The sequence below is a fragment of the Mesorhizobium sp. L103C119B0 genome, assembly GCF_000502235.1.
In the GTDB taxonomy this organism is placed as follows: Bacteria; Pseudomonadota; Alphaproteobacteria; order Rhizobiales; family Rhizobiaceae; genus Mesorhizobium.
In genome coordinates this window covers 17,429-30,961 of sequence record NZ_AYXE01000002.1, presented here as the reverse complement: position 1 = coordinate 30,961, position 13,533 = coordinate 17,429, and the positions used below count along the sequence as shown (strand labels likewise).

The 13,533-nt window shown below is 67.1% G+C and carries 12 protein-coding genes; 11 read left to right on the top strand and 1 reads right to left on the bottom strand.

The genetic code is table 11. The annotated features are described in order from the left end of the window. The first annotated feature begins 18 nt into the window (after nt 1–18). From cobN to X728_RS163465, 5 genes are read left to right on the top strand one after another with little or no spacing between them, the layout of a single operon-like run. Nucleotides 19–3,699, top strand: a complete 3,681-nt coding sequence (gene cobN / locus X728_RS163445; RefSeq protein ID WP_023830497.1) for a cobaltochelatase subunit CobN — start codon at nt 19–21, stop codon at nt 3,697–3,699. After that, nucleotides 3,696–5,183 carry a precorrin-3B synthase gene (gene cobG, locus X728_RS163450; RefSeq protein ID WP_023830496.1) on the top strand — a complete coding sequence of 496 codons (1,488 nt, stop codon included), beginning with the start codon at nt 3,696–3,698 and terminating at the stop codon, nt 5,181–5,183. Before cobN ends, cobG begins: the two co-directional genes overlap by 4 nt. Nucleotides 5,184–5,185: 2 nt before the next feature. Beyond that, a complete protein-coding gene (locus X728_RS163455) occupies nt 5,186–5,818 on the top strand; it encodes a precorrin-8X methylmutase (protein WP_023830495.1) in 633 nt (210 codons plus the stop codon). After that, a complete protein-coding gene (locus X728_RS163460) occupies nt 5,815–6,588 on the top strand; it encodes a precorrin-2 C(20)-methyltransferase (protein ID WP_031194705.1) in 774 nt (257 codons plus the stop codon). The genes X728_RS163455 and X728_RS163460 overlap by 4 nt, the downstream gene beginning before the upstream one ends. Then, nucleotides 6,585–7,349 carry a precorrin-3B C(17)-methyltransferase gene (locus X728_RS163465; protein WP_023830494.1) on the top strand — a complete coding sequence of 255 codons (765 nt, stop codon included), beginning with the start codon at nt 6,585–6,587 and terminating at the stop codon, nt 7,347–7,349. The genes X728_RS163460 and X728_RS163465 overlap by 4 nt, the downstream gene beginning before the upstream one ends. Here the strand turns inward: X728_RS163465 and X728_RS163470 are convergent. Continuing rightward, the gene (locus X728_RS163470) at nt 7,313–8,071 is read right to left on the bottom strand and encodes a cobalt-precorrin-6A reductase (RefSeq protein ID WP_031247073.1); all 759 of its coding nucleotides are present in this window, start codon (nt 8,069–8,071) and stop codon (nt 7,313–7,315) included. The two genes, X728_RS163465 and X728_RS163470, sit on opposite strands and share 37 nt — an antisense overlap. Before the next feature lie 208 nt (nt 8,072–8,279). Between X728_RS163470 and X728_RS163475 the strand changes: the two genes are divergently transcribed. Genes X728_RS163475 through cobS form a run of 6 tightly spaced genes read left to right on the top strand, consistent with a single transcriptional unit; the run spans nt 8,280 to nt 13,533 of the window. After that, nucleotides 8,280–9,506 (top strand): bifunctional cobalt-precorrin-7 (C(5))-methyltransferase/cobalt-precorrin-6B (C(15))-methyltransferase, encoded by a 1,227-nt coding sequence (locus X728_RS163475; RefSeq protein WP_023830493.1) that lies wholly within the window; start codon nt 8,280–8,282, stop codon nt 9,504–9,506. Beyond that, the gene (locus tag X728_RS163480) at nt 9,503–9,889 is read left to right on the top strand and encodes a cobalamin biosynthesis protein (protein ID WP_023685183.1); all 387 of its coding nucleotides are present in this window, start codon (nt 9,503–9,505) and stop codon (nt 9,887–9,889) included. Before X728_RS163475 ends, X728_RS163480 begins: the two co-directional genes overlap by 4 nt. Then, nucleotides 9,886–10,650 (top strand): precorrin-4 C(11)-methyltransferase, encoded by a 765-nt coding sequence (cobM, locus tag X728_RS163485; protein WP_023830492.1) that lies wholly within the window; start codon nt 9,886–9,888, stop codon nt 10,648–10,650. Before X728_RS163480 ends, cobM begins: the two co-directional genes overlap by 4 nt. Then, nucleotides 10,647–11,459 (top strand): uroporphyrinogen-III C-methyltransferase, encoded by an 813-nt coding sequence (cobA, locus tag X728_RS163490; RefSeq protein ID WP_023744660.1) that lies wholly within the window; start codon nt 10,647–10,649, stop codon nt 11,457–11,459. Before cobM ends, cobA begins: the two co-directional genes overlap by 4 nt. After that, the gene (locus X728_RS163495; RefSeq protein WP_023830491.1) at nt 11,456–12,769 is read left to right on the top strand and encodes a cobyrinate a,c-diamide synthase; all 1,314 of its coding nucleotides are present in this window, start codon (nt 11,456–11,458) and stop codon (nt 12,767–12,769) included. Before cobA ends, X728_RS163495 begins: the two co-directional genes overlap by 4 nt. After that, nucleotides 12,766–13,533, top strand: a complete 768-nt coding sequence (cobS, locus tag X728_RS163500; RefSeq protein ID WP_031194701.1) for an adenosylcobinamide-GDP ribazoletransferase — start codon at nt 12,766–12,768, stop codon at nt 13,531–13,533. Before X728_RS163495 ends, cobS begins: the two co-directional genes overlap by 4 nt.

Genomic DNA, 13,533 nt, shown 5'->3' with positions numbered 1-13,533 from the left:
TCTCAGGCACGAGCCGCGATGCATATACTCGCCACGACCTCCGCCTCGCTCGACGATCTCGCCGAGCCAGTTGATCTCCGGCAGACGCCGGCGGATATCGTGGCGCTGTCCTTTACCGACAGCGACCTTGCCGGACTGGCGGCGGCGTGGAAGGCGGACGCCGGCCGCCTGCCCTCGATGCGGCTGGCGGCACTGCGCGACTTGCGCCACCCGATGTCCGTCGACCTCTGGGTCGACAGCGTCGCCCGCCACGCCAAGATCATCCTGGTGCGCATCCTCGGTGGCTATGACTGGTGGCGCTATGGCTGCGACCAGCTTGCCGCGACTGCCCGTGCGAACGGCATCAAGCTGGCGCTGCTGCCTGGTGAAAGCCACGACGAGGATCTCAGGCTGATCGAAGCCTCGACGCTGCCGCGCGAGGAGTTGGACGGCCTGCTTGGCTATTTCCGCGAGGGTGGCCCGGAGAATATGACGGCGCTGGTGCAGCGGCTAGCGGGGTTGGCTGGGTCCGATGTGGCGGCGGCTGAGCCGGTCAGCGTGCCGAAAGCTGGCTACTACGAGCCAGGCCGCGGCGTCGTAGGCAAGTTGGATTTGGCCGATGTCGGCGTTCCTTCACACCCCCCTCTGTCCTGCCGGACATCTCCCCCGCAAGGGGGGAGATCAGCCGGCGCGGACCTCGGCACTTTTTCTGCCCAGCCGATAATAGATTCCTCTGCAACATCCCCGATTGGCGAAAGCTTCGATGACAGCGCAATCTCCCCCCTTGCGGGGGAGATGTCCGGCAGGACAGAGGGGGGTGGGCGGGAACTCGGCGCAGACAACATCAACCCTCCCATCATCCCCATCCTCTTCTACCGCTCGATGCTGCTGGCCGCCGATGTCGCGCCAATCGATGCCCTCTTTGATGCACTCCGCCAGCGCGGCATGAGACCGGTCCCGATCTTCGTCTCCAGCCTCAAAGACCCGACCTCCCTGGCCTTCGTCGAAACTGCTCTGGCCGCGCTCAACCCCGCCGCCATCATCACCGCAACCGCCTTCGCCTCCGGCGCCGAACCCGGCGTCCAAACCCTGTTCGACCGTGCCGGCGTGCCGGTCTTCCAGGTCATCGTCGCCACCACCCGCCGCCACGTCTGGGACAACAACCAGCGCGGCCTGGCGCCCGCCGACCTCGCCATGCATGTCGTGCTGCCCGAACTCGACGGTCGCATCCTCGCCGGCGCAATTTCCTTCAAGGGCGAGAGCGAAACCGACCCGGCGCTCGGCCACCGCGCCTTCGCCAACCGGCCGGAACCGGACCGCGTGGCACAGGTGGCGGAGCGCGTGGCGGCGTTCATCAAGCTGCAGCAGACGCCCCGGGCGACGCGCAACTTGGCGATCCTCATACCGGATTACCCGAGTGCGCCCGGCCGCACCGGTTACGCCGTGGGTTTGGATGTGCCGTCGAGCGTGCTGGCGATGCTGCATGACCTGAAGGAGCAGGGCTATGGCGTTGAAGGGATTCCGCAAACGCCGCATGGGTTGCTGGATTCGTTGGAGCGGGGCGATGGTGGGCTGGGGCTGGAAGAGTATCTGGACTTCTCAAAGGATTTGCCGGCTGACGCACTGGCTGCAGTCGAGGCGGCATGGGGCGCCCCTTCACCCTCCCCCTTGTGGGGAGGGTCGGTTCGCGACATTCGCGAAGCGGATGGCGCGAAACGGGGTGGGGGTAGCGGTGCACCACCCCCACCCGGCCCTGCGGGCCACCCTCCCCACAAGGGGGAGGGTAAGAGCGGCTTCCCCTTCCGCGCCGCCACCTTCGGCAATGTCACCGTCGCCCTCGCCCCCGATCGCGGCCGCTCCGCCGACCGCCGCGCCGACTACCACGACCCGACGCTCCCGCCGCGCCACGCCCTGCTCGCCTTCGGCCTGTGGCTGCGCAAATCGCTCCGCATCCATGCTCTCATCCATGTCGGCGCCCATGGCACGCTGGAATGGCTGCCCGGCAAGACGGTAGCGCTCTCACAAAACTGCTTCCCCGAGATCGTCACCGGCTCGCTGCCCGTCATCTATCCCTTCATCGTCTCAAATCCCGGCGAGGCGGCGCAAGCCAAGCGGCGCATAGCAGCCGTCACGCTTGGCCATCTGCCGCCGCCGCTGACCGGCGCCGGCCTTGACGAAGAGCAGCACAAGCTCGAACGGCTGGTCGACGAATATGCCCAGGCCGACGGCCTCGACCGCCGCCGCCGCGACCGTCTGGCCAAGCTGATCGTCGACACCGCGCAGAAGACCGGCCTCGCCTCCGAAGCCGGCGTCGCCAAAACCGACGCGCCCGACGAGGCGCTGCGCCGCATCGACGCCTGGCTCTGCGACCTCAAGGATTTCGCCATCAAGGACGGCCTGCACATCTATGGCCGCGCTTCCGACGACGAGCCCGACGCCATGCGCGTGCAAAGCGCGGAGGCCGAGAAAGCAGCACTTCTTGCCGCGCTCGACGGCCGTCACATCAAGGCGGGTCCGGCGGGCGCACCGGCGCGTGGCCGCTCCGATGTGCTGCCCACCGGCCGCAACCTGTTCACATCCGATCCGCGCACCATGCCGACGCCGACCGCCTATGAATTGGGCAAGGCGGCTGCGGAAGAAGTCGTGCGCGGCTATATGCAGTCGCATGGCGACTGGCCGCGCTCGCTGGTCATCGACCTCTGGGGCTCGGCCTCGCTGCGCACCGGCGGCGAGGAGATCGCGCAAGGCCTGGCGCTGATGGGCTGCCGGCCGCAATGGGATTCGGCCACCGGCCGCATCACCGGCATCGAAGTGCTGCCGCCGGCCACGCTCGGTCGCCCGCGCGTCGATGTCACCTGGCGGATTTCGGGCCTGTTCCGCGACATGTTCCCGACCCAGATCGCGCTGATCGACGCCGCCGCCAACGCCGTTGCCGCCCGCGACGAGGAGGATTCGGAAAACCCGCTCGCCGCCAGAACCCGTGCCGATGGCAAGATCGGCCCGCGCATCTTCGGCACCTCGCCCGGCACCTATGGCGCCGGCGTCGAGGACCTGTTGTCGAGTGGCGACTGGGCCGCGCGCGAAGAAATCGGCCGCGCCTATCTCGATGCGACATCACATGCTTATGGCGGCGCCGAGGGCGAAGGCATTGCCTCCCCCGGCGCTTTCGAGACCCGCATCGCCGAGGCCGATCTGCTCGTCCACACCGGCGACGATCCCGGCCGCGATATTCTCGAGGGCTCCGCCGACGTCGCCTTCATCGGCGGCTTTTCGGCGGCGCTGGCGGCACTGGGCCGAAATGCCGACGTCATCGTGCTCGACACCACCGACCCGCAAAAGCCGAAGCCGCGCTCGGTCGGCGAGGCTGTGTCGCGGGTTGTGCGGGCGCGAGCCGTCAATGCGCGTTTCATCGCCGGCCAGATGCGGCACGGCCCACGCGGCGCCTCGGAATTCGCCGAGACCGTCGACCGTCTCATCGGTTTCGCCGAAACCACCCACGCCATTTCAGGCGCGGTGATCGAGGCTGTGCATGACGCCTATGTCGGCGACGCCAATGTTCGCGCTTTCATCCTGCGCGAAAACCCGGCCGCAGCCAAAGTCATCGCCGAACGCTTCCTGTCGGCGCGCCGGCGCGGGCTGTGGCATCCCTTGCGCAACGCGATCGACGACGATCTCGCGGCGTTGATCGCCGAGGCCGAGGCGCTCGGAGTCGCGGCATGAACGCCTTCTCGCGCCGCGGCGCCTGTCCGGCTCTCTCGGCGCCGATGCAGACCGGCGATGGCCTGCTGATGCGGCTCAACCCGGTTGCGGGAGGGCTTTCCCCCAGATCGCTGATCGGACTCTGCGAATCCGCCTTGAAGCACGGCAACGGCATCATGGAAGTGACCGCACGAGGTAGCCTGCAGATACGCGGCCTGACGGCGGAAAGTGCTGGGCTGCTGGCGGCGGAGGTGGATGCGCTGGGCATCGCCGTGCGCACCGGCGTGCCGGTCGAGACCGGGCCGCTGGCCGGCATCGATCCGCGGAAGATTGCCGATCCGCGAGCTTTGGCTGAGCGGGTTAGGGCTGCGGTCGAGGAAGCTGGGCTGACGCCAAGGCTCGGACCGAAGGTTTCGGTGGTTGTCGATGGTGGTGGGCAGCTGACGATGGATGGGGTAACGGCCGATGTCAGGCTGAAGGCGGTGCGGGACGGCGGTAACGTTCTGTGGGCTTTGTCTGTTGCCGGCGATGGCCAAAGCGCGAGGCCGCTTGCGACGGCCGATGAGGATGCAGCGCGCGATATTGCGGTTGCTGTGCTGAGGATGGTTGCCGAGAAGGGGCGTGACGCACATTCTCGGGATTTGTCGGAGAGGCAATTGGCATCTCTTGCCGATTGGCTATGTTTGACAAGTTTGCGCGAGGCGCCCCCCTCTGTCCTGCCGGACATCTCCCCCTCAAGGGGGGAGATTACGCTTTCACCGATGATTTCACTAATCTCCGGTGTTGTTAAGGAAAAGCCGGCGTCGAAGCTGCCGATCTCCCCCCTTGAGGGGGAGATGTCCGGCAGGACAGAGGGGGGTGCCTCGCGCCGGCCTATCGGCCTTTTCCCCTTAACCGGCAACATCTTCACCCTCGGCATCGGCCTGCCCTTCGGCAGCATGCCAGCGCAAAACCTTATCGAGCTTGCCAGCCGAGCGTCGAACCTCGGCACCGCCGAAATCCGCCTCGCCCCCGGCCGCGCCTTGCTGTTCCTCGGCCAACCGTCGTCCGCAAACCACCCCCTGCGAGCCACCGCCGCCGCCCTTGGCTTCGTTACCACCGCCGCCGACCCGCGCACCCGCATCGCCGCCTGCCCCGGCACTCCTGCCTGCGCATCCGGACAAATCGCCACGCGCGATATTGCCGAGACAATCGCCGCCGAAATGACCGATAGTCTCGACTTCACACTGCACATTTCCGGCTGCGCCAAGGGCTGCGCGCACCCCGGTCCGGCGGCGCTGACATTGGTCGGCGGCGAAAACGGAGCCGGACTTGTCGTGAACGCGACGGCAAAGGCCCTTCCTGCGGGCTACAGGCCGGGCTATGACGCCGCGCGCGGCATCGGTCGCGTCGCAGCGATGGTCCGCAGCGCTCGATATCCAGGTGAAACCGCCGCCGCCTGCCTGACAAGGCTCGGACCGGCGGCAATCGCCAAGGCTTACCGACAAACTGAACAACGGAAATGAGCATGGCCGCCTACGACTACATCCATGACGGCAACGCGATCTATGAACGTTCCTTCGCCATCATCCGCGCCGAGGCCGACCTGTCCCGGTTCTCCGAGGCGGAAGCCGACGTCGCCATCCGCATGATCCATGCCTGCGGCCAGGTCGAAGCATCAAGTCATTTTGTCTTCTCCAGCGATTTCGTCGCCGCCGCCCGCAGCGCTTTGGCGGCCGGCGCACCGATCTTCTGCGATGCCGAAATGGTCTCGCATGGCGTCACCCGCGCCAGGCTGCCGGCCGGCAATGAGGTGATCTGCACCTTGCGCGACCCGCGCACGCACGACATCGCCAAGCAGATCGGCAACACCCGCTCGGCCGCCGCGATCGACCTCTGGGGCGAACGCATGGCCGGTTCGGTCGTGGCCATCGGCAATGCGCCGACAGCGCTCTTCTATCTCCTGGAAAAGCTGCGCGATGTCGCGCCGAAACCGGCCGCCATCATCGGCATGCCGGTCGGCTTCGTCGGTGCCGCCGAATCCAAGGATGCGCTGGCTGAAAACTCCTACGGCGTGCCCTACGCCATCGTGCGCGGCAGGCTTGGCGGCAGCGCCATGACTGCAGCCGCCCTCAATTCGCTGGCGAGGCCCGGCCTGTGAACGCAGCCGTCAAAGAAGATCTGGCAAAAGGCCGTCTTGTCGGCGTGGGCACGGGGCCTGGCGACCCCGAGCTGCTGACGCTGAAGGCCGCGCGCGTTCTGGCCGAGGCCGATGTCGTCGCCTACTTCGCCAAGCGCGGCAACAACAGCAATGCGCGCGCCATCGTCGAGGCGCGCTTCCGGCCGGATATGCTGGAATTGCCGCTGCTCTACCCCGTCACCACCGAGATCGACAAGGATCATGACGACTACCGTTCGCAGATCACCGATTTCTACGAGGAGTCGGCCGAGAAGGTCGCCGAACACCTCGAAGCCGGCCGCATGGTCGCCGTGCTCTCTGAAGGCGACCCGCTGTTCTACGGCTCCTACATGCACCTGCATGTCCGCCTCGCCCATCGCTTCCCGACCGAAGTCATCCCCGGCGTCACCGCCATGTCGGGCTGCTGGTCGCAGACCGGCGTGCCGATCGTCCAGGGCGACGATGTGCTGACGGTTTTGCCCGGCACGATGAGCGAGTTCGAGCTGACGCGCCGTCTCGCAGACACCGACGCCGCCGTCATCATGAAGGTCGGCCGCAATCTGCCCAAGATCAGGCGGGCGCTGGAGGCCACCGGCAAGCTCGCCCGCGCCGTTTATGTCGAGCGCGGCACCATGGCCGGTAGCATCTCGATGAAGCTTGCCGACAAGCCGGACGACAAGGCGCCTTATTTCGCCATCGTGCTGGTCGCCGGCTGGTCCGGCCGGCCTGGCGTTATGGAAGCCAAGCCATGAGCGGCCGGCTCACCGTCATCGGCCTTGGGCCAGGCAATGCCGATCAGGTGACGCCGGAGGCGAGCCGGGCCGTGGCGCAGGCAAAATTCTTCTATGGCTACAAACCTTATCTCGACCGGCTTGATCTTCGCACCGACCAAACCCGCGTCGCCTCGGACAATCGCGAGGAACTCGCCCGCTCCAAGGACGCGCTGGTCAGGGCTGCCGAGGGCCATGACGTCGCCGTCGTTTCCGGCGGCGATCCCGGCGTCTTTGCCATGGCCGCCGCGGTCTGTGAGGCGATCGAGGCCGGCCCGGCCGAATGGCGAACCGTCGATGTCACTGTCGTGCCCGGCGTCACCGCCATGTTGGCGGTTGCCGCCCGCATCGGCGCGCCGCTCGGCCATGATTTCTGCGCCATCTCGCTGTCCGACAATCTCAAACCGTGGGATCTGATCGAGCTGCGCCTTTTGGCGGCCGCCGGCGCCGGCTTCGTCATCGCGCTCTACAATCCGATCAGCAAGGCGCGCCCTTGGCAGCTCGGCCGTGCCTTCGAATGCCTGCGCGCCATCCTGCCCGGCACCACGCCGGTCATCTTCGGCCGCGCCGCCGGCCGCCCGGACGAGCGCATCGAGGTTTTTCTGTTGGCCGATGTCGAGGCGGAAAGGGCCGACATGGCGACCTGCATCATCATCGGCTCGCCGGAGACAAGGATCATCAAGCGCGGTGACAAACCGGCGCTGGTCTACACACCGCGTTCCGCGACGGGGTCGAGACCATGATCGATCATCGCGGCCAATGCTTCGACAGTTTCGGCCGACGGCACCTCCGGCAGGATGGGCCTGCGCACCATCACCACCTCGATACCGAGCGCCCGCGCCGCCGCGATCTTGCCGTAGGTGGCCTCGCCGCCGCTGTTCTTGGATACGACGACATCGATGCGGTGCTCCTCGAGCAGCGCGCGTTCATCCGCCTCGCGAAACGGCCCACGCGCCAGCAGGTAGGTCGCATCAGGCACCGCCAGTTTCGGCTCGACCGGATCGACGCTGCGGACAAGGTAATGATGCTGCGGCGCCGCCTCGAAAGCCGCGACCTCCTGCCGGCCGAGCGCCAGGAAGGCACGGCGCGGCGGCGACCCAAGCGCGTGCACCGCATCGCCTGTCGTATCGATCTGCGTCCAGCGGTCGCCATCTATTGGCTCCCAGCCAGGGCGGCGCAAAGCAAGGATCGGCACAACCGAAGTGCGCGCGGCTTGCGCCGCATTGGCGGAAATTCGCGCGGCATAGGGATGCGTCGCGTCGATCAGCAGATCGGTTCGCGTCTCCTTGAGATAGGCCGCCAGCCCGTCGGCGCCGCCAAAGCCGCCGCTGCGCACCGGCACGCCTTGCGCGACCGGGCTTTCGGTACGGCCGGCCAGCGACAGAGTGACGAGGAAATCTTCCACCAGTTTTCCGGCCAATTGGCGCGCTTCTGTCGTGCCGCCAAGGATCAGAATCTTCTTCATGAGCACCATGTTGAACAGCGTCTGCGCTGCCCCTCACCCCTACCCTCTCCCCCTGAAGAACGGGGAGAGGGAGGCGTCAGCGCCGGAGCGTCTCCCTTCTCCCCGTCACTACACGGGGAGGTGAGGAGTGGTCTGGCTGGCAGACGAAAAGTCAATTGCTTGACTTTTCGAACGACGAACGCCTCAGGCGGATGAGGGGCGGCGCGACATGTCAAAAAAACAGCCCACGCCAAAATGGCTTACAATCGTCGGCATCGGCGAGGACGGTTTAGCGAGTCTCGGCGACGAGGCCAAGCGGCAGATCGCTGACGCCGAGACCGTCTTCGGCGGCAAGCGGCATCTGGCGCTGGTGGCTTCGCTCATCAAGGGTGAGCAGCGCCCATGGCCGGTGCCATTCGATGCCGGCATGGCAGACGTGCTGGCGCTGGCCGGCCGGCGCGTCTGCGTGCTCGCCTCCGGTGATCCATTCTTCCACGGGGTCGGCGCCACCCTTGCCCGCAAGGTCAAGCCTGAAGAGATGCATGTCATCCCCGCGCCATCGGCGATTTCGCTGGCTGCCGCCCGGCTCGGCTGGGCGTTGCAGGACATCGAGACGATCTCGCTGCATGGAAGGCCGCTCGACCTGATCCGGCCGCTGCTGCATCCCAGGGCGCGCATCCTGGCGCTGACATCGGACGGCGACGCACCAGCGACAATAGCGCGCCTGCTCGTAGAGCTCGACTTCGGCGGTTCGCGGCTGACCGTTCTGGAAGCGCTGGGCGGACCGAACGAGAAGCTTCGCTCGGCACGTGCCGACGCTTTCGATCTCAGAGACATCAATCCGCTCAACGTGCTGGCGCTTGAGCTTGAATCGACACAAGGGGCCCGCATCCTGCCGCTGACCGTTGGCCGCGCCGACCATCTGTTCGAGCACGACGGCCAGATCACCAAGCACGACATCCGCGCCATCACGCTTGCGGCGCTGGCGCCGAGGCGTGGCGAATTGCTGTGGGACATCGGCGCCGGTTCCGGCTCCATCGGCATCGAATGGATGCTCGCTCACCCCTCGATGCGCGCCATCGCCATCGAGGCCAACAGCGACCGCGCCGCCCGCATCGTCCGCAACGCCGCGCATTGCGGCGTGCCCGGTCTTGTCGTGGTGGAAGGGTCGGCGCCCAAGGCACTGGCCGGGCTGGACACGCCGGATGCGATCTTCATCGGCGGAGGTGGCAGCGACGCCGGCGTACTGAACGCCGCCATCAAGGCGCTGCCATCCCGTGGCCGTCTCGTTGCCAATGCGGTGACGCTGGAGATGGAGGCGCTGCTTCTCGCGGAGCACATCAAGCGCGGCGGCGACCTTACCCGCATCACCATTTCCCGCGCTTCTCCTGTCGGTTCGATGCAGGCCTGGCGCCCGGCCATGCCGGTCACCCAGTGGAGCTGGGTGAAGCCATGATGGTGGCGGGCATCGGCAGCCGGAAGGGCGTGAGCGTCGAAGACGTGCTCGCGGCGATCGAAACCGCCCTCGAAGCGCACGGGCTGGCGATAACGGCGCTGTCGGCCTTGGCGACCGCCGCGCTCAAGAAAGACGAAGAAGCGATCTCTGCCGCTGGCCGCACGCTCAACCTTCCCGTCATCATCGTTGATGACGCAGCACTTCAGGCCGTCTCGTCGGAGGCACTCAGCAAATCCGATCTCTCGCAGGATCTCGCCGGCACACCCTCCGTCTCAGAAGCCTCCGCCCTTACCGTTGCCGGCCCCGGTGCAAAGCTGCTTGGTCCACGCACCGTGCTCGGCCCGGTCACCTGCGCCATCGCCATCAGCGGAGACGCGCCATGACCGTGCATTTCATCGGCGCCGGTCCCGGCGCCGCCGACCTCATCACACTGCGCGGCGCCAAGCTGCTGGCAAGCTGCCCGGTCTGTCTGCATGCCGGCTCGATCGTCGCGCCGGAATTGCTGCAACACTGCGCACCGGGGACCAAACTGATCGATACGGCGCCGATGTCACTCGACGAAATCGAGGTCGAATATGTGACAGCCCACCAGGCCGGCCACGATGTCGCCCGCCTGCATTCCGGCGACCTCTCGGTGTGGAGCGCCGTGGCCGAGCAGATCCGCCGGCTGGAAAAACACGGCATTCCTTACACGCTGACGCCGGGCGTTCCCTCTTTCGCCGCCGCAGCCGCAGCCCTTCGCCGCGAACTGACCATTCCCGAGGTGGCGCAAAGCCTGGTGCTGACCCGCGTCTCCGGCCGCGCCTCGAAAATGCCGCCGGGCGAAACGCTGGCCGGCTTCGGCCGCACCGGCGCCACACTGGCCATTCATCTCGCCATCCACGCCATCGACCGAGTCGTCGCCGAATTGTCGCCGCATTATGGCGGCGATTGCCCGGTGGCGATCGTCTTTCGCGCTTCATGGCGGGACGAGCACGTGCTGACCGGCACGCTCGCCACGATCGAGGCACTGCTCGCCGCCGACCCGATGGAGCGCACGGCGATCATCTTCGTCGGCCGCTCGCTGGCAGCGGAAGGTTTTGGCGAGAGTTCATTGTACGACGCCCACTACCAGCGGCGTTTTCGCGGGCGGGACGGATTGTGAGCGGCAAGACCAAAAGCGAAAACACCACGCTCGAACAGGCCCTTGCCCGGCTGAACTTCAAGCCGCGCCGGCTTGAGCCGGGCCATGTCTGGCTGGCCGGCGCCGGCCCCGGCGATCCCGGCTGCCTGACGCTGGAAGTGCTGGCGGCATTGGCCGAGGCCGACGCTGTGGTCTATGACGCGCTGGTCTCCTCTGACGTTGTCGCCGTTGCGGACAATGCCCAGCTGTTCTTTGCAGGAAAACGCGGCGGCAAACCGTCCATGAGGCAGGACGATATCACCGCTTTGCTGGTGCGGCTGGCACGCGAGGGCCGCCGCGTCGTCCGGCTGAAGGGCGGCGATCCCTATATTTTCGGCCGCGGCGGCGAAGAGGCGCTGGCGCTGGCGCGCGAAAAAATCCCTTTCCGCGTCATGCCCGGCCTGACATCGGGGCTGAGCGCGCTGGCCGCCACCGGCATTCCCGCAACCATGCGCGGCATCAACAAGGCGATCATCCTGGCGACAGGTCATGCCGCCGGCACAGATGACGATCTCGACTGGGGCGCGATCGCCCGCACCGGCCAGCCGGTGGTCATCTATATGGGCATGGCCAATCTGCCTGTTATCGCCGCGTCGCTGCTCGAAGGCGGGCTGGCGCCGTCGACGCCGGCGGCTGTCATCGTTTCGGCGACGACACCGCAGGAGCGGACCGTCGTCGCGACACTCGCCACCATTTCCGAAGCGGCCGCCGCGGCGGAATTGGCCTCGCCGGCCCTCATTGTCGTCGGCGGCATCGTCGCCATGCGCGCAGCACTGGCGGGTAACGCATGACCCGCGCCATCATCATCGGCGCGCCGCGTTCCGGCTCCGGCAAGACCAGCGTCACCATCGGCATTTTGCGCGCGCTCGCCCGGCGCGGCATCAAGGTGCGCGGCGCCAAGTCCGGCCCCGACTATATCGATCCGGGTTTTCATACCGCCGCCACTGGCCTGTCCGGCGTCAACCTGGACAGCTGGGCGATGTCGCCTGACCTGCTCAACGCGTTGGCCGGCAATGCCACCGAGGACGCCGATTTTATCTTCCTCGAAAGCGCCATGGGCCTGTTCGACGGCATCCCGGCCGGACAAGGCCGCACCGGCTCGGCCGCCGATCTGGCGCGGCTCTACCACCTGCCGGTGCTTTTGGTGCTCGACGTCTCGGGACAGTCGACGACGGCGGCCGCCGTCGCGAAGGGATTTGCCACCTACGACCCGGATGTGCGCATGGCCGGAATCGTGCTCAACCGTCTCGGCAGCGAGCGCCACCGCAAGCTGTGCAGCGAGGCGATCGAAACGCTCGGCCTGCCGGTCGTCGGCGCCATCCTGCGCGATCCCACGCTCAATTTGCCGGAGCGCCATCTCGGCCTCGTCCAGGCCGGCGAATATGCCGACCTGATGACGCATCTCGACCGCCTCGCCGACATGGTCGAGAAATCCCTCGACCTTGACGCCATCATGGCGCTGGCCGCGCCGTTTTCGCCGGCATCAGGCAGTTTCGAAAATGCCTTGCAGCCGCCCGGCCAGCGCATCGCACTCGCCGAAGATGCCGCTTTCACCTTCCTCTATCCGCACGTCGCCGCCCACTGGCGTCAGGCCGGCGCCGAGATCGTGCCGTTCTCGCCGCTCGCCGACGAAGCACCGGCGCAGGATTGCGATGTCTGCTGGCTGCCCGGCGGCTATCCCGAGCTTCACGCCGGCCGCCTCGCGGCGGCGACCAATTTCCGAGCTGGCATGGCAAGGTTTGCCGAGACCAAACCCATCCATGGCGAGTGCGGCGGCTTCATGGTGCTGGGCGAAGCGCTGGAGGACGCGGCCGGCGAGACGCACGCCATGCTTGGCCTGCTCGGCCATTCCACCAGCTTTGCCAAGCGCAAGATGAACCTCGGCTACCGCGAGGCACGCCTGCGCGCCGCCTGTCCGCTGGGGCCGCAAGGCGCGCTGATCCGTGGCCATGAATTCCACTATGCGCAGATGATCGCCACCGGCAATGACGAGCCGCTGGCCGACCTAGCCGATGGCCAGGGCAATCCGCTCGGCGCCTCCGGCTATCGCCGCGGCCTTGTCAGCGGCACCTTCTTCCACGCCATTGCGAGGAGTGCATGACCGCCGTGCCCTCACCCCGGCAAGCGCTCGACGACGTCGCGCTTTGCCTCGTCTTCTTCACCCGGCTGCCGCTGCCGGTCTTCGACTTTCGTGGCCGCAGCCTGGCCGATGCGATCTGGGCGGCGCCTGCCGCCGGCCTCGCGGTCGCTTTGGTCGGCGCCGTCGTCTACGCCATCGGGGTAAAGCTCGGTCTCGCCGCTGGGCCGGCGGCCGCACTTGCGCTTGCAGCAACCCTGCTCGCCACCGGCTGCCTGCATGAGGATGGGCTGTCGGATGTCGCAGATGGCTTTGGCGGCGGCAAGACGCGCGATAAAAAACTCGAGATCATGCGCGACAGCCGTATCGGCGCCTATGGCGCTTCGGCGCTTGGCCTGTCGATGCTCATTCGCTGGAGCGCGCTGTCGCAACTGGCCGATCCGACAAGCGTTCTCTTCGCGCTGATCGCCGCCCATGCCGCCTCGCGAGGCCTGCTCGGCGCGTTCATGCATCTGGCGCCGGCGGCGCGCAGTGACGGCCTGTCTGCCGGCGCCGGGACCGTCTCGACCCAGACAGCTGTTCTCGGCGCCGTGCTCGGGGCCATCCCGCTTCTGACTCTGGGGCTCGGCGGCGCCTTTGCCGCACTGATCCTGCTCGCTCTCGTGTTCAGCGCCTTGCGCGCGCTCTGCCTCAACCAGATTGGCGGCCACACCGGTGACACGATCGGCGCCCTGCAGCAGCTGGGCGAGATCACTGTCCTGCTCGTCGCTTCCGTTTCCCTGTCCTGA